The organism is Pseudomonas sp. PI1, from assembly GCF_000812405.1.
GTDB lineage: Bacteria > Pseudomonadota > Gammaproteobacteria > Pseudomonadales > Pseudomonadaceae > Pseudomonas > Pseudomonas citronellolis.
In genome coordinates this window covers 14,561-37,677 of sequence record NZ_JWMC01000017.1, presented here as the reverse complement: position 1 = coordinate 37,677, position 23,117 = coordinate 14,561, and the positions used below count along the sequence as shown (strand labels likewise).

The following is a 23,117-nucleotide window of genomic DNA, read 5'->3' as shown; positions in this document are numbered from 1 at the left end:
CGCCCTTGCCGAGGGGGCCATGGCCCGTAGCGAACTGAAGAAGCACCTGCGCCCGCTGCTCCTGCTGCTGGCGGCGGGCGGGCTCGGCTACGCCTTCTGGTCCAGCGCCGGGCTGCTGCAGCTGGGCGCGGGCCTGGCGCTGTTCCTGTTCGGCATGCAGTGCCTGGAGGAGGGCCTGCGCGACCTGGCCGGCAGCCAACTGGAGCTGTGGCTCGAACGCAGCACCTCGACGCCGTCCAAGAGCCTGCTGTTCGGCCTGTGCGGCACCTTCGTGCTGCAGTCCAGCACCCTGGTCTCGCTGCTCACCATCGCCTTCATCAGCACCGGGCTGATCCAGCTGGCCAGCGGTATCGCCATCCTCTTCGGCGCCAACCTCGGCGCCACCAGCGGCATCTGGCTGCTGGCCCTGGCCGGGCAGAACCTCAGCCTGAGCCCGCTGGCCCTGCCGCTGCTGGTGTTCGGCGTGCTGGCCAGCTTCAACGGGCCCAAGAGCAAGGCCGCCGGGCGCATCCTCATGGGCATCGCCTTCATCTTCCTCGGCATCGACCAGATCAAGGAAGGCTTCTCCAGCTTCGGCGACGCCATGGACATGACCGGCCTGCAGGCCGAAGGCGTGCTGGGCGCCTTGCTGTTCGTCGGCATCGGCACCCTGCTCACCGTGGTGCTGCAGTCCAGCCACGCCACCCTGATGCTGACCCTCGCCGCGCTGGCCGGCGGCCAACTGGAGCTGGGCCAGAGCCTGGCCATCGCCATCGGCTCGAACGTCGGTAGCAGCGTGACCACCGCTTTCGTCGGCTCCCTGGGCGGCAACCGCAACGGCCAGCGCCTGGCCCTGGCCCACGTGCTGTTCAACGTAGTCAGCGGAGTGATCGCCTTCATCCTGCTGGCGCCGCTGACCTGGCTGGTGCGCTGGCTGACCGCCCAGGTCGGCCTGGGCGACAACCTGCTGATCCAGCTGGCGGCCTTCCACACCCTGTTCAACGGCATGGGCGTGCTGCTGTTCTGGCCGTTGCAGACGCGCCTGGCGCAGTGGCTGATCCGCTGGCTGCCGGACGTCGAGGAGCCTTCGGTGCTGATCACCGACCTGGCCCCGGCGACCGCGGTGCAACTGCCGGAGCGCACCCATGCGCGCTACCTCAGCGAGCGCGCCCTGGACTCGGCGGACGCCGCCGCCAGCGCGGTGACCCAGGAGCTGCAGCACCTGGGGCGCCTGAGCATCGAGGTGATCTGCCACGCGCTCTACCTGCCGGTGGACCTGCTCAACCAGCCGAAGGTGGACGAGGCCGCCCTGCACGCCGGGCCGGAGCGCTTCGCCATGGACGCCCAGGCGCTCTACCAGCAGCACATCAAGGGCGTGTACGGCGACCTGTTGAGCTTCATGGGGCGCCTGGAGACGCCGCTGGACGAGGCGCACCAGCATTTCTGGATGGCCTGCCAGGTGGCGGCGCTGCAACTGGTGGACGCGGTGAAGGACGCCAAGCACCTGCAGAAGAACCTGGGGAGGGCGCTGCAGGGCGAGCCTTCGGTGGCGCGGGAATGCTACCTGGAGCTGCGCCGCCACCTGCTGGGCGCGTTGCGCGAGGTGCGCGCCATCGGCGCCCTCGACCCCCGCCAGCTGCCGGAAGGCGCCTGGGCCGCGCGCCTGGCGCTGTTCGACGAGCAGGCCGCGGAATTCGACGGCGCCTTCCGCAACCGCCTGTTCGCCGCGGTGCGCCGCCACGAGCTGGACGGCGCCCAGACCAGCTCGCTGATGAACGACCTGGGCTACGCCAGCCGTATCGTGCAGAGCCTGCGCAACGTGCTGCAGCTGCGCGCCGAGCAGGGCCTGGACGGCGCCCTGCCCGAGCGCGACGCCGACGGGGCGCCCTCGCTGCTGGTGCCCTGACTCAGTAGTGCACCGTGGTCCCGGCGGCCAGGCCTATGCCGCGCGGGTCGCTGGCGGCATCCACGTTCCCGGTCTTCTTGCGCCACAGCAGCACCTGCTGGTTGCCGTAGGACGGGGCGACTTCCTTGAGGCTGTAGCCACGGCCGTTCAGCTCGGCTTTCTGCGCCTCGGTGAATGTGCGCGGCTCGTGCTCCAGCACGTCGGGCAGGTACTGGTTGTGGTAGCGCGGCGCGCCCACCCAGCTCTGCACCGAGCGGCCGTCCAGGTATTGCAGCATGGCCAGCAGCACCATGCTGGGGATGCGGCTGCCGCCCGGGGTGCCGAAGGCCGCCAGTTCCTCGGGGCTTTCGATGAAGCTCGGGCTCATGCTCGACAGCGGACGCTTGCCGGGGGCGATGGCGTTGGCCGCGCTGCCGGCCAGGCCGTAGGCGTTGCTGCCCTGGATGTCGGCGGCGAAGTCGTCCATTTCGTCGTTGAGCAGCACGCCGGTGCCGGGCGGGGTGAAGGTGGCGCCGAACGGCAGGTTCACCGAGAGGGTGGCGGCCACCGCGTTGCCCTGTTCGTCGATCACCACGAAGTGCGTGGTGTGGTCGCCCTCGCGCCAGCTCGGCGCCGGCGGCAGGGACGCGCTGGGCGTGGCGCGGCGCGGGTCGATGCCGGCGGCCAGGCGCTTGAGGTAGTCGGGGGCGAGCAGTTGCTGCACCGGGTTGGCGATGCGGTCCGGGTCGCCGAGCATGCTGCGGTCGTGGTAGGCGCGGCGCAGGACCTCGGCCACGTAGTGCACGCGCTGGATGGGCTCGGCTTTCTGCCAGGGCAGCTGGGCGAGCATGCCCAGGCTCTGGGCGATGGCCACGCCGCCGGCCGAGGGCGGCGGCGCGCTGACCAGCTCGCGGCCGTCGCCCAGCGGGTAGCGCAGCGGCTGGCGCTCCACCACCTGGTAGCTGCGCAGGTCTTCCAGGCTCCAGACGCCGCCGGCGGCGCGCACGCCCTGCACCAGCTGCTCCGCCGTCTCGCCTTCGTAGAAGCCGCTGCGGCCGTAGCGCGCCAGGCGCGACAGGGTGTTGGCCAGGTCCGGCTGGCGCAGCAGGTCCCATTCCTCGGGCAGGTTGCCCTGCTGCAGGAAGATGCGCGAGGTCTCGCGGTCCTTGCGCATGGCTTCCAGGCGGCCGGCGGCGCGGGTGATGTAGATGCGGTCGACGGAAACGCCGTCGGTGGCCAGGCGGATCGCCGGCACCAGGTTGTCGGCCAGCGGCTTGCGGCCGAAGCGGCTGGTGAGCTCCACCAGGGCCGCGGGCAGGCCGGGGATGGCGGCGGCCAGCGGGCCGTTCAGCGACAGTTCCGGCTGCACCTTGCCGTTGCGCACGTACATCTGCGCGCTGGCGGCCAGCGGCGCGCGCTCGCGGGCGTCGATGAAGCGGTAGCTGGGCGTCGGCCCGGCCTGGCGCAGCAGGAAGAAGCCGCCACCGCCCAGGCCCGAGCTGTAGGGTTCGGCCACTGCCAGGGCGGCGGCGATGGCCACCGCGGCGTCGAAGGCGTTGCCGCCGCCGGCGAGGGTTTCCAGGCCGGCCACGGTGGCCGCCGGGTGGGCGCTGGCCACGGTGGCCTGGGCGACCGGCTGGCTGGCGGCATGGACGCTGGCGGCGCCGAGCAACAGCAGGCCGCAGGCGAGGGCGAGGGAACGGAAACTGTGGTTCAGCAGGGACATGGCATCTCACGAATCGTCGGGTGGCCCCGGACTGGCATCCGGGAAAAACCACGGGAGCGAATTGGGAGGATAGACAATCCCGCCGCGTCGCGGTTGCCGAATGCCCTGTGGGATTTCGGCGATCCGCCTGTCAAGCCCGCGAGGTCAGGCCTTGCCGGTGATCTTGAGGTACTTCTGCATCAGCTCGTCCTTGCTCTCGACATGGGCGTCGTCGAGGGGGATGCAGTCCACCGGGCAGACCTGCTGGCACTGCGGTTCGTCGTAGTGGCCGACGCACTCGGTGCACAGGTTGGGGTCGATCACGTAGATCTCCTCGCCCTGGGAGATGGCGCCGTTCGGGCACTCGGGTTCGCAGACGTCGCAGTTGATGCAATCGTCGGTGATTTTCAGGGACATCGAAAAACTCCGGCCTTGGCCCATGGCCAGGCTGTCAGCAACAGGAATGCTGCAATTTTGCCGCATTGGCGTGCGCGTTGCACGCCGGCCGGATCAATTGCCGCCTTCCCTGGCGGCGCCCGGTCAGCGCTTGAAGCGCTCGGCCAGGGCGCTGGACACCGCGGGATGGACGAACTTGGTGATGTCGCCACCCAGGGCGGCGATCTCGCGCACCAGGGTCGAGGAGATGTACGAGTACTTCTCCGACGGGGTGAGGAACATGCTCTCCACGTCCGGGGCGAGCTGGCGGTTCATGTTGGCCAGCTGGAATTCGTATTCGAAGTCCGACACCGCGCGCAGGCCGCGCAGCAGGATGTTGGCGTTCTGTTCCTTGACGAAGTGCGCGAGCAGGGTGGAGAAGCCGACGACTTCGACGTTGGGCAGGTGCGAGGTGACCTGGCGCGCCAGCTCGACCCGTTGTTCCAGGGGGAACAGGGGGTTCTTTTTGGGGCTGGCGGCGACGGCGATGATCACCTGGTCGAACAGCCGCGAGGCCCGTTCGACCAGATCGGCATGGCCTTTGGTGATGGGGTCGAAGGTACCCGGGTACAGCACTCGGTTCATCGCAGCGTCCTGGTGGTTCAAGGGGCAGGCGTGGGCATTGGCGGGGCTGGATGGTAACGCAGCAGCCCGGATGGGCCAAGCGACCTTGGTAGTGCCCGCCGGCGCGGACTACCGGATTTTCCCCGGAGGAAATCGCCGGCCGGCGCGCAAGGCCCGTGGCAGAGCCTTCGCGCCGGGATCGGGGCTCAGGCCTTGCCCAGGCGCTCGGCGAGGCCGCTGGCCAGCTGCGCGGTCAGGCCGTAGACCGACAGCTGCGGGTTGGCGCCGATGCTGGTGGGGAACAGCGAGCCGTCGTGGATCGACAGGTTCTCCAACTGGTGGTGGCGGCCGAGGCTGTCGCACACCGATTGCCGCGGGTCCTCGCCCATGGCGCAGCCGCCCATCACGTGGGCGCTGCCCAGGCGGGTGCGGTACAGCTCAAGGCTCAGGCCGTCGATCAGCGCGCGGGCTTCGGCGGGCGTCTTCACGTAGCCGGCGTCGGCGTGCAGCGGCAGCACTCTCTTGGCGCCGGCGGCGAACTGCACCTCGGCCATGGTGTGGAAGGCGCGGCGGATGCCGTCCCAGGTGTAGTCGGTCATGCGGTAGTCGAGCACCGGGGTGTCGTCGCCGCGCAGGCTCACCGTGCCCACTGCGCTATCCGGGTGGAAGCCGTCGCGCATCAGGGCGAGGATCATGTTGGTGTGCGGCAGCTGCTCCATGCGCAGGGCGTTGTCGATGCCGAAGCGGCCGAGCAGGGTGGCCGCCAGGGCCGGCTGCAGCGGCGGCACTTCCAGCTTGTAGGACATGTGCCCGGCGGTGCCGTCGTCCCACTGGAAGTGGTCGGAGTAGATCGACTGCGGCGCGCCGTAGAAGGGGTTGACCACCTCGTCGAACTGCGCGGCGCTGAAGTTCACCACGTGCAGGAAGGTGCGCTGGCCTACGCGGCCGTTGGGGTCCGGCGCCTTGGAGCGCAGCAGCACCGCCGGGCTGTTGATGCCGCCGCCGGCGAGCACGTAGTGGCGCGCCTTGACGGTGATCTTGCGGCCGCTGGGCGCCACGCAGCGCGCGTCCATGGCCAGGCATTCCAGGCCGCTGACCTTGCCGCCGTCGTGCAACAGGCGGTTGGCGCGGGCCAGGAACAGCAGCTCGCCGCCCTTGTCCAGGCTGGCCGGGATGGTGGTGACCAGCATCGACTGCTTGGCGTTGGTCGGGCAGCCCATGCCGCAGTAGCCGAGGTTCCAGCAGCCGCGCACGTTGCGCGGGATGACCTTCCAGTGGTAGCCGAGCTTTTCGCAGCCGCGGCGGATCACGTCGTTGTTGAAGTTCGGCGGCATGATCCAGGGCGCCACGCCCAGGCGTTCTTCCATCTTCGCGAACCAGGGGGCCATTTCCGCCGGGCTGTGGCCCTTCACGCCGTGTTCCTTGGCCCAGTGCTCCAGGGTGGCGTCGGGGGTGCGGAAGCTGGAGGTCCAGTTGACCAGGGTGGTGCCGCCCACGGCGCGGCCCTGGAGGATGGTGATGGCGCCGTCCTTGCTCATCCGCCCGATGCCTTCCTGGTACAGGCTGGAGTAGGCCTCCGGCTCCTGCATCTTGAAGTCGGAGCTGGTCTTGAGCGGGCCTTCCTCCACCAGCAGCACCTTGTAGCCGGCGCCGCTGAGGATTTCCGCGGTGGTGCCGCCACCGGCGCCGGAGCCGATGACGACCACGTCGGCTTCCAGGGTCAGGTCGTTGTCCAAGCGCGAGCCGTCGTGGACTTTCCAGCCGCGGGCCAGGCCCTCGGCGAACAGATCGGGTACGGGCATCAGGGGTACTCTCGGGAATTCTTGTTATGGGAGTGGCGGGGCTCAGACCTTCGGCGGCCCGGGGTAGCCGCAGTGCGCCCAGGATTCCGGGCGCCCGTACCAGGCCATCATCACCAGCTGCAGCAGCGAGCTGTGGCCCATCTTCAGCAGGCCGATGGAGCTGTTCTGCCAGCGCTCCAGGAAGTGCTTCACGTCGTCCGCGCTGGCCTTCTCCCAACTGCCCCAGATGCCGGTGAGCGGGCCGCGGGTGACCGGCAGGGCCAGCACGTCGAACAACTGCACGGTGAGCTTGAGCATTTCCGGCGAGAGGTGGTCGAGGGTGTGGTCGAGGCCGGCGAGGCTGGCCTGCACCGCCTCGGCCATGCGCTCGGCCGGCACGGCGCCGGCCAGCATCACCGGGATCAGGGCGCGCAGGAAGGGCAGGTCGGACTCGCGGATGACCTTCATGCCGCTGGCCGGGGTGCTGGCCGAGCAGCCGCTGAGGGTGGCGGTGACGCCGGCGGTGGCCAGGAAGGCCCCGCCGAGCAGGCCGATCTTGAGCACGCCGCGCCGGGAGAGTCCCGGCGCGCTCAGGGAGGTGTCTGTCATTGTTGTTGTTTCACCTGGGTGGAATACGCGGTTTCAGCGGACGAACAGCTTGTAGACCAGTTTCTGCAGCGCCTTGCCGTAGGGCGGGTAGATCACCCGGGCGGCGTTGAAGCGCGGCTTGCTGAACACCGCCTTGGCCTTGCTGAAGGTGAGGAAGCCTTCGTGGCCGTGGTAGTGGCCCATGCCGGAGGGGCCGACGCCGCCGAAGGGCATGTCGTCCTGGGCGACGTGCAGCAGGGTGTCGTTCAGGCACACGCCGCCGGAGTGGGTCTGCGCCAGCACCTGCTCCTGCTCGCGCTTGTCGTAGCCGAAGTAGTACAGCGCCAGTGGTCGCGGCCGGTCGTTGATGTAGGCCAGGGCCTCGTCCAGGCGCTGGTAGGGGACGACCGGCAGCAGCGGGCCGAAGATCTCGTCCTGCATCACCTTCATGTCGTCGTCGACGTTCAGCAGCAGCGCCTGGGGCAGGCGCCGCCCGCTGGCTTCCGGCAGCAGGCGGATGACCTGCGCGCCCTTGGCCTGGGCATCGCTCAGGTAGCCGTTGAGGCGGGCCAACTGGCGTTCGTTGACGATGGCGGTGTAGTCGGGGTTGTTCTCCACTGTTGGGAAGAAGCCCTGCACCACGTCGCGGTAAGCGCTGACGAACTCCTCGACGCGCTGCTGCGGCACCAGCACGTAGTCCGGCGCCACGCAGGTCTGCCCGGCGTTGAGCGACTTGCCGAAGGCGATGCGCTCGGCGGCGTCCTTCATCGGCACGTTCTCGGAGATCAGCGCCGGCGACTTGCCGCCCAGTTCCAGGGTGACCGGGGTGAGGTTCTCCGCCGCGGCGCGCATCACGTGCTTGCCGACGCTGGTGGCGCCGGTGAACAGCAGGTGGTCGAAGGGCAGCCTGGAGAAGGCCACGCCGACGTCCACCTCGCCCTGGACCACGGCCACCAGGTCCTCGGGGAAGACCTTGGCCAGCAGTTCCTTGAGCGCCTGGGCGGTGGCCGGGGTGGATTCGCTCATCTTGATCATCACCCGGTTGCCGGCGGCCAGCGCGGCGGTCAGCGGGCCGATGGCAAGGAACAGCGGGTAGTTCCACGGCACTATCACCCCGGCCACGCCCAGCGGCTGGTACACCACCTTGGCCGAGGCCGGCATGAACTGGATGCCGACGCTGCGCCGCGAGGGCTTCATCCAGCGCGCCACGCGTTTGCGCGCGTAGTGCACGCCGTGCAGGCTGGGCATGATCTCGGCGAGCAGGGTCTCGTCGGCGGAGCGGTGGCTGAAGTCGCGGGAAATGGCCTCGATGATCGGCTGCTGCTCGCGCACCAGCAGGTCGGCCAGGCTCTTGAGCCATTGCTGGCGCTGGCCGGCGCTGGGCTGCGGGTTGGCGCGGTAGGCCTGGCGCTGGCGCTCGAACAGGCTCTGAAGCTGGTTGATGTCCTGCTGCGTCTGCTGCAGGTAGGCGATGTCGGCGACCATGGCGGGCTCCTCGGCGGACCGGCTGGGGGAAGCGCTCCGAGTGGGTGGGGCGCTTCGCGTTGTGCTTGTCGCTGGATTTTTAGAGCAATTACTCTAAAGTGTCAAATAGCATGCCGCGTCAGCGCCGCGCGGCCCACCCAACGAAAAGCTGGGCGGCCGTCCGGAGTGTTACGCCGGCTGCATCGCACGTAGCAATCCGTGTACCTTTGCCCCTTGCCGTAGAAGAGTGATTCCGAGTCCGCGCATGGCCCCACGCATCAAGACCCGCGACCGCATCGTCCAGGAGAGCCTGGCGCTGTTCAACGCCCAGGGCGAGCGCAGCGTCACCACCAACCACATCGCCGCGCACCTGGGCATGTCCCCGGGCAACCTGTACTACCACTTCCGCAACAAGCAGGCGATCATCGCCGAGCTGTTCGCCGAGTACGAGGCGCGCGTCGACGACTTCCTGCGCCTGCCCGAAGGCCGCGGGCTGACCATCGAGGACAAGACCTTCTACCTGGAGGCGCTGCTGGCGGCCATGTGGCGCTACCGCTTCCTGCACCGCGACCTGGAGCACCTGCTGGAAAGCGACGCGGAGCTGGCCGCGGCCTACCGCGCCTTCGCCCGCCGCGCGCTGGTGAACGCCAAGGCCATCTACCGCGGCTTCGTCGAGGCCGGGATATTGCGGATGGACGAAATCCAGCTGGAGGCCCTGACCCTCAACGCCTGGATCATTCTCACCTCCTGGGTGCGCTTCCTCTGCACCACCCAGGAAGTCACCGGCGACCTCAGCGAGGAACTGCTGCGGCGCGGCATCTACCAGGTGCTGGCGCTGGAGAGCGGGCACATCGCCGAGGATTCGCAGGCGGCGGTGGAGCGGATCGCCGAACGGCTGTATGTGCCGTTGACGGAAAGTTCTTCGCAGGGCGCGTGAGTTATCCACAGGGGTGATCACGGATGGCGTCCTACGTTCGGCTTTTCGTAGGAGCGAGCTTGCTCGCGAACGGGCGTCTGCCGGTTGCTTCGGTGCGAAGTTGAATTCCTTTCCCTCTCCCCAGCCCTCTCCCTGAAGGGAGAGGGGGCTTGTCCGTGCCGAGAGGAGGAAGGTTTCAGCCAGCAATCTCTGTGCTAGCCGGCTGACACTAGAATGTCCGACCCTGCCCAACGGTCCCCTCTCCCTTCAGGGAGAGGGTTAGGGAGAGGGTGCTCTTGGACGAACACCAAGCTCCCACCGGCAAACACCGTTCGCGAGCAAGCTCGCTCCTACATGGCAAGAAGGAGCACCGCCGTAGGATGGTGTTGAGCGAAGCGATACCCATCACCACGACCGCATGGGTTTCGCTTCGCTCAACCCATCCTACGAAAAGCCGTATCGACCCCCGCCGGTATCACCCCTTGCGCGGCCCCGGCACCAGCGGTTGGCGCAGTTCCAGGCCATGCCGGAGGAAGAACCCCTCCACCCCATCGGTGGCATCGGTGTACAGGCGCGCGCCGGGATGGTCGGCGATGAAGCGCTGCATCAGCGAAGTGCCGATACCTCGCCCTTGGTGGCCAGGCAGCACCGCCAGCTCCGCCAGCCAGGTGGTCTGGGCGTTCTCCGGCTCGGCGCGGAGCAGGCCGACCACCTGCTCGCCCTCGCTGGCCAGCAGCACGTAGCCGGAAGATTCGCAGAGATCGCGCAACTCGTCCGCGTCGTTCGGGTGGCCCCAGCCGACGGCGCGGTAGAGCGTGGCTATGCCGGCGCACTGGGTGTCGTCCAGTGAAGTGGCGCGGTGGATGCGGATGGTCGCTTCGCTCATGGCTTCCCCTCCTTGCCCTTTGGCGCTTCCAGCCTGGACCATCGCTGGCCGGCAGATGCTGATCCCGGTCAAGCTCGCGTCAGCCGGCGCTGCCATGCAGGGCCAGCAGCCAGTCGGGGATGCGCCTTTCCAGATAGTAGTCCGGCCGCCCTGGCGTGCCGCCGATGAAGCCCACGTGGCCGCCGTGCTCGTGCAGCTCCAGCTCGGTGCTGGCGGAGAGCTCGTCCGCCGGCGGGATGCTGCCGGCGTCGATGAAGGGATCGTCGCTGGAATGGATGATCAGCGTCGGGGTGCGGATGCCGCCCAAGTAGAAGCGGCTGGAGGCGCGCTTGTAGTAGTCGTGGGCGTCGGCGAAGCCGTGCAGCGGCGCAGTGACGCGGCCGTCGAAGTCCCAGAAGGTGCGCATGCCGTCCAGCGGCCCCAGGCGCTCCAGCGCCGCCAGGTGCTCCTGGGCGCCGCGCCGGGCGAAGCTCTGCTGCTTGTTGCGCACGTAGGCCACCAGTTCGCGCATGAAGTGCGCCTGGTAGATGCGCGAGAAGCCGATGCCGATGCGGTCGGCGCAGCGGTCCAGGCGGAACGGCACCGACACCGCTGCGGCACCGCGCAGGGGGCAGTCCTGGCCCTGCTCGCCGAGGTACTTGAGCAGCACGTTGCCGCCCAGCGAATAGCCCACCGCGTATAGCGGCGCCAGCGGGCGCATGCGCCGCAGGTGCTCGATGACCGCCGCCAGGTCCTCGCTGATGCCCGAGTGATAGCCGCGCGGCAGCAGGTTGGGTTCGCCCGAGCAGCCGCGCCAGTTCAGCGCCACGCTGGCCCAGCCGCGGGCTTGCACGGCGAACTGCAGGCCGCGGATGTAGTGCGAGTCGGAAGAGCCGGTCAGCCCATGGACGGCCAGCACCAGTGGCGTGCGCGCACTGTGCGGGCCGTGCCAGTCGAGGTCGAGGAAGTCGCCGTCCTCCAGCCACAGCCGCTCGCGCTCGCGGCGCAGCACCGGCGCCTTGCGCAGCAGCGAGCCGTAGAGCGTCTGCAGATGCGGGCTGGGGAGCCACCAGGCGGGTTGGAAGGGCGGTGTCATGCGGGCACGGCTCAGTTGCGGATGAGGTTCATGATCAGGTGGATCATCAGTTCTTTCTGTCGCGGATCGCTTTGCGCCACCAGCAGGGCGATGGCGGCCAGGGCGTTGTCGTTGATCTTCAGTTCGCCGTCGTGCTTGAGGTGATGCTGGTTGCGCTGCAGGAACCAGATGAACAGGAAGGCGCCAATACGCTTGTTGCCGTCGGTGAACGGATGGTTCTTGATGATGAAGTAAAGCAGGTGCGCAGCCTGCTCCTCGATGCTGGGGTAGAGGAACTGGCCGGCGAAGGACTGCGTGACGTTGCCGAGAATGCCGAGGAAGCTGTCGTCCTTGGGGCGGCCGAACAACTCGCTTGCCTCGCCCTTGGCCAGCAGGTCGGCCTTCAGGGCCGTGATCGCAGCTTGGGCATCGGCGGGTTCGATGGCGTAGCGGATGCTTTCATCGAAACCTTCCGCGGGCAGGCGCTCGCTGTCGAACTGGTTGAGCAGCACGAAGGTGCGCGCATAGCCGGCGATGACGCTCACCAGGCCCCGGGCCTCGGGCAGGCTGGCCTGGTCGATGAGGTTTTGCTGGAACAGCGTCAGCGTCCGCTCCAGTTCGCGAACCCGTGCCTGCTGGGCTTTCAGGCGTTGCTCGTTGAGTGCGTAACCCTGGACCAGGTAGTCCTTGAGCACCTGGTTGGCCCAGATGCGGAAGCGCGTGCCTTGCCGGGAGTTGACGCGGTAGCCGACGGAGATGATGGCGTCGAGGTGATAATGCTTGAGCCGGCGCTGCACCTTTCGCCGGCCTTCCTCGCGAACTACTAAGAAATCCTTAGTAGTTGCCTCTTCCTGCAACTCGCCTTCCCGGTAGATGTTCCTCAGGTGCATCAGCACGTTTTCCGGCGTCGTGGCGAACAGCTCTGCCATCTGCCTCTGAGTCAGCCAGGCGCTTTCGCCTTCCAGACGAACTTCGGTGGTCTGGCCGCCGTCATCCGCCTGATAAATGGCGATGGGGCTCTGCGTCGGTTCGTCCATTGGCTGCTCCTTGCGCCAGGTGGTTTGGCTTATCGGCTGCTGCGCCGCCACAGCGCGTAATGCACATTCCCCGCCTGCTTCTCCCGGTGCAGCCGCCAGTTGGCCGGCAGGCCGAGGCTGGAAGGGGCGCTTTCGCTCTCGGTGTAGATCCAGGCGTCGGCCGCTAGCCAGCCGTTTTCCTCCAGCAGGCGGCAGGTATTCTGCAGCAGGTCCTGGTGGAAGGGCGGGTCGAGGAATACCAGGTCCACCGGCGCCGGGGCCGGCTTGGCCAGGTAGGCGAGGGCATCCTGCAACTGCACTTCGCCGTTCTCGCACTGGAGGGTGGTCAGATGGCCGCGCAGGGCGGCCACGGCTTCGCGGTTCAGGTCCAGGGCCAGGCCGCTGCTGGCGCCGCGGGACAGGGCTTCGAGAAACAGCGCGCCGCTGCCGGCGAAGGGGTCGAGCACGCGGGCGCCGGGGACGTAGGCGGCCAGCCAGTTGAACAGCGTCTCGCGCACCCGGTCCGGGGTCGGGCGCAGGCCCGGGCCGTCGGGGAAGGCGAAGCGGCGGCTGCGCCACTCCCCGCCGATGATGCGCAGCTGGCCCTGGCCGCCATGCTGGCGGGCGTTGGCGGGGGCAGGGGCCTTGGGTCTTCTGTTCATCAGTGCTCCGGAACGCCGAGGGGCTGTTCGGCCGGTTTGTCGGTGGGCGGCGGCAGCGGTTTCTGCGGCACCGTGGGGCCGGCGGTGACGATGACGAAGGCGTCCGGGTCGATGTGGCGCTGCATGGCCGCCTTGACCTTGTCCACGTCCAGCGCCTGGACCTGGGCCAGGAAGGTCTCCAGGTAGTCCGAGGGCAGGCCGTAGAAGCCGATGGCGCCGAGCTGGCCGACGATGTCGGCGTTGCTCGCGGTGGACAGCGGGAAGCTGCCGGCCAGTTCGCGCTTGGCGTCGTCCAGTTCCTTATGCGTCGGGCCGTTCTTCACGTAGTCGCGGACGATGTCCTGGACCAGCTTGAGGGTGCCTTCGCTGAGTTCGGCGCGGGTCTGCAGGCCGATGGTGAAGGGCCCGCGCGCCTGCATGCCGGTGAAGCCGGAGGACACGCCGTAGGTCAGCCCGCGCTTCTCGCGCACCTGGTCCATCAGGCGGGTGCCGAAGCCGCCGCCGCCGAGGATCTGGTTGCCCAGGTACAGCGCCGGGTAGTCCGGGTCGTTGCGGGTGATGCCCAGCTGGGCCAGCAGCAGGTGGGTCTGCTTGGAGGGGAACTCGATGTGGCTGGGGCCCGGCTTGGGCACGGCCGGCTGGGCCACCGGCGGCAGCGCCGGGCCCTTGGGCAGCGCGGCGGAGACCTTGGCGGCGATGGCCTCGGCCTCGGCGCGGCTGAGGTCGCCGACCAGCGCGATCACCGTGTTGCCGGCGGCGTAGCCCTTCTGGTGGAAGGCGCGCAGCTGGGCGACGCCGATCTTCGGCACCGACTGCTCGTTGCCGTCGCTGGAATGGGCGTAGGGGTGGTCGCCGTAGAGGCGCTTGAACAGTTCCAGGCCGGCCAGCTTGCCGGGGTTCTGCTTCTGGTATTCGAAGCCGGCCAGCACCTGGTTCTTGATGCGCGCCAGGGCTTCCTCGGGGAAGGTCGGCTGGCCCACTACCTGGTCGAACAGGGCGACGGCGGCCTCGCGCTTGTCCTTCTCGCTCAGGCTGCGCAGGCCGGCTACCGCCATGTCGCGGTAGGAGCCGTTCATGAAGTCGGCGCCCAGGTCCTCGAAACCGGCGGCGATGGCGCTGGTGTCCTTGCCCGGCACGCCTTCGTTGAGCATGGCGTTGGTCAGCATGGCCAGGCCCGGGGCGTCGCCGTCCTGGCTGCTGCCGGCGGTGAAGGTCAGGCGCAGGTCGAACATCGGCAACTCGTGGGCTTCGACGAAGAGCACGCGGGCGCCTTCGGCGGTGGTCCAGCGCTGGATGTCCAGCTGGCGGTGGCCGGGCTTCTTGCCGGCGGCCTCGGCCAGCGACTGCAGGCCGCTGGGCGCTGCTGTGGCCGGCGCCTGCGGGGCGGGGTTGCTGCCGCCGGCGGGGCGGCTGACGCAGAACGCCAGGCCGGCGATCAGCAGGAGGACGACCAGGCCGAGCAGGCCGTAGCGCAGGCCATTTCGTTCACTCATTTGCTCGGCTCCTTGTCGGTATCGGCTTGCGGCAGCACCTGGGCGAGGGTCAGGCGCGAACGGACGAAATAAGTGCGGGCGGCTTTCTGGATATCTTCGGCCGAGACCTGGCGGATGGCCTCCAGGTCCTGGTCGGCGAGGCGCCAGGACAGGCCGACGCTCTCCAGCTGGCCGATGCTGCTGGCCTGGGCGGCGATGGAATCGCGCTCGAAGACCAGCCCGGCGATCAGCTGGGCGCGCACGCGCTCCAGTTCTTCCTGGCTGGGCGGGGTGGTCTTGAGTTCGTCGAGCTGCTGCCAGAGGGCCTTCTCCACCTGCTCCAGGGTCTTGCCCTTCTGCACGTTGGGGGTGGCGCTCAGGGTGAACAGGGTGTCGCCGCGGGCGAAGGCATCGTAGGAGGCGGAGGCGCCGGCCACCAGCTCCTGGCCGCGCTCCAGGCGCGAGGACAGGCGGGCGCTGTAGCCGCCGTCGAGCAGCGCGGAGATCAGCCGCAGGGCATGCACCTCGCGGGGGTTCTCACTGCTCCCCAGGCTGGGCACGTTGAAGCCCATGATCAGGCTGGGCAACTGGGTGCGCACCTCGAGGGTGAGGCGGCGTTCGCCCGGGTCGGGCACTTCCAGCGGCTTGCGCGCCGGCGGCAGCTCGCGCCGCGGGATGTCGCCGAACCAGCGCTGGGCCAGGGCCTTGACCTCCTCGGGCTGGACGTCGCCGACCACCACCAGGGTGGCGTTGTTCGGCGCGTACCAGGCCTTGTACCAGGCGCGCAGGTCGTCGATGGTCATGCGCTGCAGGTCGGCCATCCAGCCGATGGTCGGCGAGTGGTAGCCGCTGGACAGGTAGGCCGCGGCCTTGAAGCGCTCGTAGGCGAGGGCGTAGGGCTTGTCCTCGGTGCGCAGGCGGCGCTCTTCCTTGATCACCTCGATCTCGCTCTTGAACTGGTCGGCCGGCAGCGTCAGGTGCGCCATGCGGTCGGCTTCCAGCTCGAAGGCCACCGGCAGGCGGTCCTTGGCCAGCACCTGGTAGTAGGCGGTGTAGTCGTCGGTGGTGAAGGCGTTCTCCTCGGCGCCGAGGTCGCGCAGCACGCGCGAGGCCTCGCCCGGGCCCATCTTGCTGCTGCCCTTGAACATCATGTGCTCCAGGGCGTGGGACAGGCCGGTGAGGCCGGGCGTCTCGTAGCTGGAGCCGATCCTGTACCAGAGCTGGGAGACTACCACGGGGGCGCGGTGGTCTTCGCGAACCACCAGCTTCAATCCGTTGTCCAGTACGTATTCGTGGGTCGGCTGGGGTTCGGCGGCGACGGCGAACAGCGGCAGGCAGAGAACGCCGCAGAGCAGGCCGAGCGCGCGGCGGGGAGGATTCTTCATGGTCGAACAGGTCCTTGCTGGTGGCCCGAAGGGCGGTGGCATGGCTGTCGGGCAGCCGCCTAACCCCGGCAGGCGAGGAGATGCTAGGATACCCATCCGTTTTCCGGGCGGCCACGTCCCGTGCCGCTCCCTTGAGATGCAAGCCATTCATGTTTGGTTCCAACGACGACAAGAAGGCCCCGCAGGGCGGGGAGAAGAAAGGCCTGTTCAGCTGGTTCCGCAAGAAACCCCAGGCCGAAGAAACCGTAGCGCCAGCCCCCGAGGCCGAGGCGGCTGCCGCGCAGCCGGCGGAAAGCCCGGCGCAGCCTGAGCAGCCCGCGGCGGCCCCGGCGGCCCCGGCGGCCGACGCGCCCCGTCCGGCCCCCGTCGACGAGCTGAGCACGCCGCTGCCCGTGGCCCCTGCCGAGCCGTTGGCGCCGGCGCCGCAGGCCGAAAGCGTGCCGGCCGAGCCGCTGGAGCCTGTTCGCCCGGCCGAGCCGCAAGCGCCCGTCGAGCCGCAGCCCCCGGTGGAAGCGGCCGCGCCAGTCGTCCCCGCCGCGCCCGTGGTCGAGCCTGTCCCGGCTCCGGCTCCGATTGCGGAGCTGCCGGCAGCCGCCGAGCCCGCGCCCGTCGCCGTCGAGAAGCCCGCCGCTCCGACCGAAGCAGCCAAGCTCGGTTTCTTCGCCCGCCTCAAGCAGGGCCTGTCGAAGACCAGCGCCAGCCTCGGCGAGGGCATGGCCAGCCTGTTCCTGGGCAAGAAGGCTATCGACGACGACCTGCTCGACGAGATCGAGACGCGCCTGCTGACCGCCGACGTCGGCGTCGAGGCCACCACCGCCATCGTGCAGAACCTGACCAGGCGCGTGGCGCGCAAGGAACTGGCCGACAGCGAAGCGCTGTACAAGGCCCTGCAGGAAGAACTGGCCGGCCTGCTGCGCCCGGTGGAACAACCGCTGGCCATCGCGGCCGGCAAGCAGCCCTACGTGATCCTCGTGGTCGGGGTGAACGGCGTGGGCAAGACCACCACCATCGGCAAGCTGGCGAAGAAGCTGCAGATGGACGGCAAGAAGGTCATGCTGGCCGCCGGCGACACCTTCCGCGCCGCCGCCGTTGAACAGCTGCAGGTATGGGGCGAGCGCAACAACATCGCGGTGATCGCCCAGCACACCGGCGCCGACTCGGCCTCGGTGATCTTCGACGCCGTGCAGGCCGCCAAGGCCCGTGGCGTCGACGTGCTGATCGCCGACACCGCCGGGCGCCTGCACACCAAGGACAACCTGATGGAGGAGCTGAAGAAGGTGCGCCGGGTCATCGGCAAGCTGGACGACACGGCTCCCCACGAAGTCCTGCTGGTGCTCGACGCCGGCACCGGGCAGAACGCCATCAACCAGGCCAAGCAGTTCAACAACGCCGTGGAACTCACCGGCCTGGCCCTGACCAAACTGGACGGCACCGCCAAGGGCGGGGTGATCTTCGCCCTGGCCAAGCAGTTCGGCCTGCCTATCCGCTACATCGGCGTCGGCGAAGGGATCGACGATCTGCGCACCTTCGAGGCCGACGCTTTCGTCCGTGCATTGTTCGAGACCCGGGAGACCGCATGATCCGCTTCGAGCAGGTCGGCAAACGCTATCCCAACGGCCACGTCGGCCTGCATGACGCTTCGTTCCGCATCCATCGCGGCGAGATCCTCTTCGTCACCGGCCATTCCGGCGCCGGCAAGAGCACCCTGCTGCGGCTGATCCTGGCGATGGAGCGGCCGACCTCCGGCAAGCTGCTGCTCGGCGGCCAGGACCTGGCGCGCATCACCACCGCGCAGATTCCCTTCCTGCGCCGGCAGATCGGCGTGGTGTTCCAGAACCACCAACTGCTCAACGACCGCACGGTGTTCGACAACGTCGCCCTGCCGCTGCAGATCCTCGGCCTGCCCAAGGCGGAGATCGCCCAGCGGGTGGAAGCGGCGCTCGACCGCGTGAGCCTCAAGGAAAAGGCCGAGGACCTGCCGTCGGACCTCTCCACCGGCCAGCAGCAGCGCGTCGGCATCGCCCGCGCGGTGGTGCACCGCCCGGCCCTGCTGCTCGCCGACGAGCCCACCGGCAACCTCGACCCGCGCCTGGCCTCGGAGATCATGGGCGTGTTCGAGGACATCAACCGCCTCGGCACCACCGTGCTGATCGCCAGCCACGACCTGGCGCTGATCGCGCGCATGCGCCATCGGATGATCACCCTGCAGCGCGGGCGGATCATCGCGGACCGCGAGGAGGAGGCCTGATGAACGATCAGCAACTGCCGCACGCTCCGGAAGAGGGCACGCAGCCGAAGAAGAGCCGCGAGCGCGTGGAGAAGGAATCCACCGACTGGGGCCAACTGTTCAGCGCCTACGGCGAAAGCCACCGCGCCAGCCTGGTGGACAGCCTCAAGCGGATGTTCGGCCACCCCTTCGGCAGCTTCTTCACCTGCCTGGTGATGGGCATCACCCTGAGCCTGCCCATGGGCCTGTCGCTGCTGCTGGGCAACGTCGAGCGGCTGGGCGGCTCCTGGCAGCGCGCGGCGCAGATTTCCCTGTACCTGGACCTGAAGACCAGCGAGAGCCAGGGCCAGGACCTGCGCGAACAGATCGAGCGCATGCCCGACGTGATCGAGGCGCAGCTGATCAGCCGCGAGGATGCGCTGAAAGAGCTGCAGGAACAGTCCGGCCTGGGCGAGGCGCTCAAGGAGCTGCCGGAGAACCCGTTGCCGGCGGTGATCTCGGTGACGCCCAAGCAGGTCGACCGCAACCAGCTCGATGCCCTGCGTCAACGCCTGGCCGAGCTGCCGGGTGTACAACAGGCGCAACTGGACCTGGTGTGGGTCGAGCGGCTGTCGGCCATCCTCAAGCTGGGCGACCGCTTCGTCTTCGGCCTGACCGTGGTGCTGGTGCTGACCCTGCTGCTGGTGATCGGCAATACCATTCGTCTGCACATCGAAAACCGCCGTAACGAAATCGAAGTGATCAAGCTGGTCGGCGGGACCGACGGCTACGTGCGTCGGCCCTTCCTTTATATGGGCGCGCTCTACGGCCTGGGCGCCGGCATCCTGTCCTGGGCCCTGCTGGAGTTCGGGCTGAACTGGCTGAACGCCTCGGTGGTCAACCTGGCCGGCCTCTACGGCAGCGATTTCACCCTGGCCGGCGTGCCCTTGAACGACGGCCTGTCGCTGACCATAGGCGCGGTGCTGCTGGGCTGGATCGGCGCCTGGCTGGCCGTGGCGCGGCACCTGCGGGAGCTGGCGCCGCGCTGACAAACGACTGATTTGCCCGGTTTTCTTCAAGGCTGTAAAGGAACTTTTACACCCGCTTGCAGTCAGATCGCTCAGTGCTACACTGCGCGAGTTTCGTGAATCGGAGGATTCGCATGACCACTTCTTTGCAACCTGTCTATGCCCTGGCTCCCGGCGCGAACCTGGAAGCCTACGTGCACTCGGTGAACAGCATCCCGCTGTTGACGCCGGAGCAGGAGCGCGAACTGGCCGAACGCCTCTTCTATCAGCAAGATCTGGAAGCGGCACGGCAAATGGTGCTGGCGCACCTGCGCTTCGTCGTGCACATCGCCCGGAGTTATTCCGGGTACGGCCTGGCCCAGGCCGATCTGATCCAGGAGGGCAACGTCGGCCTGATGAAGGCCGTGAAACGCTTCAACCCGGAAATGGGTGTGCGTCTGGTGTCCTTCGCCGTGCATTGGATCAAGGCGGAAATCCACGAGTTCATCCTGCGCAACTGGCGGATCGTCAAGGTCGCCACCACCAAGGCGCAGCGCAAGCTGTTCTTCAACCTGCGCAGCCAGAAGAAGCGTCTGGCCTGGCTGAGCAACGACGAAGTCGAACGCGTCGCCGAGAGCCTGGGCGTGGAAGCCCGGGAAGTGCGCGAGATGGAAAGCCGCCTGAGCGGCCAGGACATGGCCTTCGACCCGGCGGCCGACGCCGACGACGATAGCGCCTACCAGTCGCCGGCGCACTACCTGGAAGACCATCGCTACGACCCGGCGCGCCAGTTGGAGGAAGCGGACTGGAGCGACAGCTCCACCGCCAGCCTGCACGAGGCGCTGGAAGGCCTGGACGAGCGCAGCCGCGACATCCTCCACCAGCGCTGGCTGGCCGAGGAGAAGGCGACGCTGCACGACCTGGCGGCCAAGTACAACGTGTCCGCCGAGCGCATCCGTCAGTTGGAAAAGAACGCGATGAACAAGCTCAAGGGGCGCATCGAGGCATAAGCGCCCGCTGCACCGCTAGACTGAAGACCGCACCCCTCGGGGTGCGGTTTTTTTCTGCCCGCGAATGCCCGGAGACCCGATGCCCCGACTACGCCCGGCCCATGGCCTGCTGATCCTCGCCTTCGCCCTGCTGGCCTTCGCCGCCGGCCTGTGGGTGGCGCGCTCCACAGCGCCGCTGCCGCCCCCGGCCTGGCTGGAGGACTGGCAGCGCGAGGTGTTCGGCCCCCTGGCCGACGGCACCCTGGACCTCGGCCAGTTGCACAGCTGGCAGGAGGGCGCGCTGTGGCTGACCCGCGACCAGCAGGGCGCCCAGCTGAGTTACCGCGGCACCCTGGGCACGCCCGACGGGCCCTGGCGCATGGAGGCCGAGCTGGTGCTGAGCGACGAAGAACGCAGCAGCCTGCAGAAGGCCACGGGCATAGCGCCGGGTGCGCCCGACCAGCCGCTCAGCGACGCCATGTTGGAACAGCTGCGCCGGCAGACGGTGGCCTCGGTGCTGCTGGCGCCCAGCCAGACGCTGAGCGTCGGCCGCCTGGTGGCCAGCTTTGGCCCGCCGCGCCTGCGTTTGCAGACCGACGGCGGCGAGGCCTGGATCTACCCCGAGCGCGGCCTGACGCTGCTGCACCGCAATGGCGAGCTGGTCTGGCTGCAGGTGGTGCCGCGGGAGAGCCTGGCGCACTGAGCGTGGCTCAGCGCAGGCGCTCCAAGTAATCGGGGCCGCCGAGCTGCCACATCTGCTGGCGAATCCAGGCGGCGCGCTGGCGCACGTAGCCGCTGGGGCGCGCGGCGCTCCACTGGCGGGGGTTGGGCAGCACCGCGGCGAGCTGCGCGGCCTGCTGCGCCGACAGGCGGCTGGCGTCGACGCCGAAGTGGTGGCGCGCGGCGGCCTGGGCGCCGAACACGCCGTCGTCCCACTCGGCGCTGTTCAGGTAGACCTCGAGGATGCGCTGCTTCGGCCACAAGGTCTCCAGCAGCACCGTGAACCAGGCTTCCAGGCCCTTGCGCAGCCAACTGCGGCCGGACCAGAGGAACAGGTTCTTGGCGGTCTGCTGGCTGATGGTGCTGGCGCCGCGGAGGCTCTTGCCACGGCCGTTGTGGGCCAGGGCCTGCTCGATGGCCGGCAGGTCGAAGCCGTGGTGCTCGGCGAACTTCTGGTCCTCGCCGGCGATGACCGCCACCTTGAGGTTGTCGGAAATCGCGTCCCAGCTGCGCCAGTCGCGCTGCAGGTCGATGGGCTGGCCGTTGAACCAGGACTGCACTTTGCGCTCGACCATCAGCATGCTGCCCGGCGGCGGCACCCAGCGCAGGACGACGACCACGGCCACACTGCCCAGGGCGAAATAGACGAGGAACTTGAACAGGCGGCGGAGTAGGTTGCGCATGCTGGGGTTTGCCCGGGCGATAGTGCGCGTCATTATAACGGCCCTGACCTATCGGGGAGTTTCCCATGTTGCGTACCTTCCTGCTGTTCGCCGCCTTCTTCGGTTTCACCGGCGTAGCTCTCGGCGCTTTCGCCGCCCACGGCCTGAAGAGCCGCCTGAGCGCCGACTACCTGGCGATCTTCCAGACCGGCGTGCATTACCAGATGCTCCATGCCCTGGTCCTGTTCGGCGTGGCGCTGCTGTCGGCGCACCTGGGCGGCCGCCTGGTGGGCATCGCCGGCGGGTTCTTCGTCGCCGGCATCCTGATCTTCTCCGGCAGCCTCTACCTGCTGACCCTGACGTCCACCCCGGTGCTCGGCGCCATCACGCCCATCGGCGGCGTCTGCTTCCTCGCCGGCTGGCTGTGCCTGGGCCTGGCGGCCTGGAGGCTGGCGGGCTGACCCGGACGTCAGAATCGCCGGCCGATGGCCCGCTTGCGCCTTGGTCATCGCCGGCTCTCGGGCTAGAATGCCCACCCCCTCCAATCGCGACGGTGCTGCCCATGCGTATCCAGTTGAACGGCGAACCCTACGAGCTGCCCGACGGCCAGAGCGTGGCCCACCTGCTCGAACGCCTGGAACTGGGCGGGCGCCGCGTCGCGGTCGAACTGAACCTGGACATAGTGCCGCGCAGCCAGCACGCCGCCACCGCCCTCAAGGAGGGCGACCAGGTGGAGGTGGTGCACGCCATCGGCGGCGGCTAGGCCGTCGCTTCCCCGATTCAGGCCCCGCCCCACCCGCTTTTGCTGAGGAAAGATCCGATGAGCCAAGCCTCTTCCACCCTGCCGGTCGACAAGCCTTTCTCCCTCGCCGGGCGCACCTATGAATCGCGCCTGCTGGTCGGCACCGGCAAGTACCAGGATCTCGACGAGACGCGCCGCGCCATCGAGGCCTCCGGCGCGCAGATCGTCACGGTGGCGGTGCGCCGCACCAACATCGGCCAGAACCCCGACGAGCCCAACCTGCTCGACGTGATCCCGCCGGACCGCTACACCATCCTGCCGAACACCGCCGGCTGCTACGACGCCGTGGAAGCGGTGCGCACCTGCCGCCTGGCCCGCGAGCTGCTGGACGGCCACAACCTGGTCAAGTTGGAAGTGCTGGCCGACCAGAAGACGCTGTTCCCCAACGTCGTGGAAACCCTCAAGGCCGCCGAAGTGCTGGTCAAGGACGGCTTCGACGTGATGGTGTACACCAGCGACGATCCCATCATCGCCCGCCAACTGGCTGAGATGGGCTGCATCGCGGTGATGCCGCTGGCCGGCCTGATCGGCTCCGGCCTGGGTATCTGCAACCCCTACAACCTGCGCATCATCCTCGAAGAGGCCACGGTGCCGGTGCTGGTCGACGCCGGCGTGGGCACCGCTTCCGACGCCACTATCGCCATGGAGTTGGGCTGCGAGGCGGTGCTGATGAACACCGCCATTGCCCACGCGCAGAACCCGGTGATGATGGCCGAGGCCATGAAGCACGCCATCGTCGCCGGTCGCCTGGCCTACCTGGCCGGGCGCATGCCGCGCAAACTGTACGCCAGCGCCTCCTCGCCGATGAGCGGCCTGATCGGCTGACCCCGGCGCGGCGCCCCGAGCGGGCCGGTTCGCCAAGCGCGGGCCGGCCCGTCGTCACTTTCACTACCCCGTTTTTTCCAAGGTCCGAACATGAGCGATACCCAGCAGCCCCAG

General features: G+C 68.6%; 23 protein-coding genes. 10 read left to right on the top strand and 13 right to left on the bottom strand.

The features are described from left to right. Positions 1-19 precede the first annotated feature (19 nt). Positions 20-1,885, top strand: a complete 1,866-nt coding sequence (locus RN02_RS07810; RefSeq protein ID WP_043313992.1) for a Na/Pi cotransporter family protein — start codon at positions 20-22, stop codon at positions 1,883-1,885. A gap of 1 nt (position 1,886) precedes the next feature. Here RN02_RS07810 and ggt read toward each other — a convergent pair whose 3' ends face one another. From ggt to RN02_RS07780, 6 genes are all read right to left on the bottom strand, one after another. Further along, a complete protein-coding gene (gene ggt / locus RN02_RS07805) occupies positions 1,887-3,590 on the bottom strand; it encodes a gamma-glutamyltransferase (RefSeq protein WP_043269548.1) in 1,704 nt (567 codons plus the stop codon). Between the two features lie 144 nt (positions 3,591-3,734). After that, positions 3,735-3,986, bottom strand: a complete 252-nt coding sequence (locus tag RN02_RS07800; protein WP_009615176.1) for a YfhL family 4Fe-4S dicluster ferredoxin — start codon at positions 3,984-3,986, stop codon at positions 3,735-3,737. 123 nt (positions 3,987-4,109) lie between these two features. Beyond that, complete coding sequence (coaD, locus tag RN02_RS07795; RefSeq protein ID WP_009615178.1) at positions 4,110-4,589, bottom strand: pantetheine-phosphate adenylyltransferase; 480 nt, start codon at positions 4,587-4,589, stop codon at positions 4,110-4,112. A 185-nt stretch (positions 4,590-4,774) separates the two neighbouring features. Next, positions 4,775-6,370 (bottom strand): GMC family oxidoreductase, encoded by a 1,596-nt coding sequence (locus RN02_RS07790; protein ID WP_043313990.1) that lies wholly within the window; start codon positions 6,368-6,370, stop codon positions 4,775-4,777. A 42-nt stretch (positions 6,371-6,412) separates the two neighbouring features. Beyond that, complete coding sequence (locus RN02_RS07785; RefSeq protein ID WP_043269542.1) at positions 6,413-6,958, bottom strand: twin-arginine translocation pathway signal protein; 546 nt, start codon at positions 6,956-6,958, stop codon at positions 6,413-6,415. A gap of 33 nt (positions 6,959-6,991) precedes the next feature. Next, on the bottom strand, positions 6,992-8,422 hold the full coding sequence (locus RN02_RS07780; protein WP_009615184.1) for a coniferyl aldehyde dehydrogenase: 1,431 nt from the start codon (positions 8,420-8,422) through the stop codon (positions 6,992-6,994). Positions 8,423-8,666: 244 nt separating this feature from the next. Between RN02_RS07780 and RN02_RS07775 the strand changes: the two genes are divergently transcribed. Beyond that, positions 8,667-9,338 (top strand): TetR/AcrR family transcriptional regulator, encoded by a 672-nt coding sequence (locus RN02_RS07775; RefSeq protein WP_043269538.1) that lies wholly within the window; start codon positions 8,667-8,669, stop codon positions 9,336-9,338. A gap of 454 nt (positions 9,339-9,792) precedes the next feature. Here the strand turns inward: RN02_RS07775 and RN02_RS07770 are convergent, their stop codons facing one another. From RN02_RS07770 to RN02_RS07745, 6 genes are all read right to left on the bottom strand, one after another. Further along, positions 9,793-10,203, bottom strand: a complete 411-nt coding sequence (locus RN02_RS07770; protein ID WP_051878777.1) for a GNAT family N-acetyltransferase — start codon at positions 10,201-10,203, stop codon at positions 9,793-9,795. 79 nt (positions 10,204-10,282) lie between these two features. Further along, positions 10,283-11,278: a hydrolase gene (locus RN02_RS07765; RefSeq protein WP_043313989.1), complete on the bottom strand. Its 996-nt coding sequence runs from the start codon at positions 11,276-11,278 to the stop codon at positions 10,283-10,285. Between the two features lie 11 nt (positions 11,279-11,289). Continuing rightward, positions 11,290-12,294 (bottom strand): virulence protein RhuM/Fic/DOC family protein, encoded by a 1,005-nt coding sequence (gene rhuM, locus RN02_RS07760; protein ID WP_043313987.1) that lies wholly within the window; start codon positions 12,292-12,294, stop codon positions 11,290-11,292. 29 nt (positions 12,295-12,323) lie between these two features. Next, positions 12,324-12,935, bottom strand: a complete 612-nt coding sequence (gene rsmD, locus RN02_RS07755; RefSeq protein WP_043313986.1) for a 16S rRNA (guanine(966)-N(2))-methyltransferase RsmD — start codon at positions 12,933-12,935, stop codon at positions 12,324-12,326. Further along, on the bottom strand, positions 12,935-14,428 hold the full coding sequence (locus tag RN02_RS07750) for a M16 family metallopeptidase (protein WP_043313984.1): 1,494 nt from the start codon (positions 14,426-14,428) through the stop codon (positions 12,935-12,937). Before RN02_RS07750 ends, rsmD begins: the two co-directional genes overlap by 1 nt. Continuing rightward, complete coding sequence (locus RN02_RS07745) at positions 14,425-15,834, bottom strand: M16 family metallopeptidase (protein ID WP_177331045.1); 1,410 nt, start codon at positions 15,832-15,834, stop codon at positions 14,425-14,427. The genes RN02_RS07750 and RN02_RS07745 overlap by 4 nt, the downstream gene beginning before the upstream one ends. 107 nt (positions 15,835-15,941) lie before the next feature. Between RN02_RS07745 and ftsY the strand changes: the two genes are divergently transcribed. From ftsY to RN02_RS07720, 5 genes are all read left to right on the top strand, one after another. Then, a complete protein-coding gene (gene ftsY, locus RN02_RS07740) occupies positions 15,942-17,372 on the top strand; it encodes a signal recognition particle-docking protein FtsY (RefSeq protein WP_043313980.1) in 1,431 nt (476 codons plus the stop codon). Further along, positions 17,369-18,040: a cell division ATP-binding protein FtsE gene (ftsE, locus tag RN02_RS07735; protein ID WP_009615202.1), complete on the top strand. Its 672-nt coding sequence runs from the start codon at positions 17,369-17,371 to the stop codon at positions 18,038-18,040. The genes ftsY and ftsE overlap by 4 nt, the downstream gene beginning before the upstream one ends. After that, positions 18,040-19,047 carry a permease-like cell division protein FtsX gene (ftsX, locus tag RN02_RS07730; protein ID WP_009615204.1) on the top strand — a complete coding sequence of 336 codons (1,008 nt, stop codon included), beginning with the start codon at positions 18,040-18,042 and terminating at the stop codon, positions 19,045-19,047. Before ftsE ends, ftsX begins: the two co-directional genes overlap by 1 nt. 113 nt (positions 19,048-19,160) lie before the next feature. Further along, positions 19,161-20,015, top strand: coding sequence for an RNA polymerase sigma factor RpoH (gene rpoH, locus RN02_RS07725; protein ID WP_009615206.1), 855 nt, complete (start codon positions 19,161-19,163; stop codon positions 20,013-20,015). A 79-nt stretch (positions 20,016-20,094) separates the two neighbouring features. Continuing rightward, positions 20,095-20,697: a hypothetical protein gene (locus tag RN02_RS07720; protein WP_043313979.1), complete on the top strand. Its 603-nt coding sequence runs from the start codon at positions 20,095-20,097 to the stop codon at positions 20,695-20,697. A gap of 7 nt (positions 20,698-20,704) precedes the next feature. Here the strand turns inward: RN02_RS07720 and mtgA are convergent, their stop codons facing one another. Continuing rightward, positions 20,705-21,430, bottom strand: a complete 726-nt coding sequence (gene mtgA / locus RN02_RS07715; protein WP_043300404.1) for a monofunctional biosynthetic peptidoglycan transglycosylase — start codon at positions 21,428-21,430, stop codon at positions 20,705-20,707. A gap of 32 nt (positions 21,431-21,462) precedes the next feature. Between mtgA and RN02_RS07710 the strand changes: the two genes are divergently transcribed. From RN02_RS07710 to RN02_RS07700, 3 genes are all read left to right on the top strand, one after another. Further along, on the top strand, positions 21,463-21,837 hold the full coding sequence (locus RN02_RS07710) for a DUF423 domain-containing protein (protein WP_043313978.1): 375 nt from the start codon (positions 21,463-21,465) through the stop codon (positions 21,835-21,837). Between the two features lie 101 nt (positions 21,838-21,938). After that, on the top strand, positions 21,939-22,139 hold the full coding sequence (gene thiS, locus RN02_RS07705) for a sulfur carrier protein ThiS (protein ID WP_009615213.1): 201 nt from the start codon (positions 21,939-21,941) through the stop codon (positions 22,137-22,139). A 57-nt stretch (positions 22,140-22,196) separates the two neighbouring features. Beyond that, the gene (locus tag RN02_RS07700; RefSeq protein ID WP_043313977.1) at positions 22,197-23,003 is read left to right on the top strand and encodes a thiazole synthase; all 807 of its coding nucleotides are present in this window, start codon (positions 22,197-22,199) and stop codon (positions 23,001-23,003) included. The last annotated feature ends 114 nt before the right edge of the window (positions 23,004-23,117 follow it).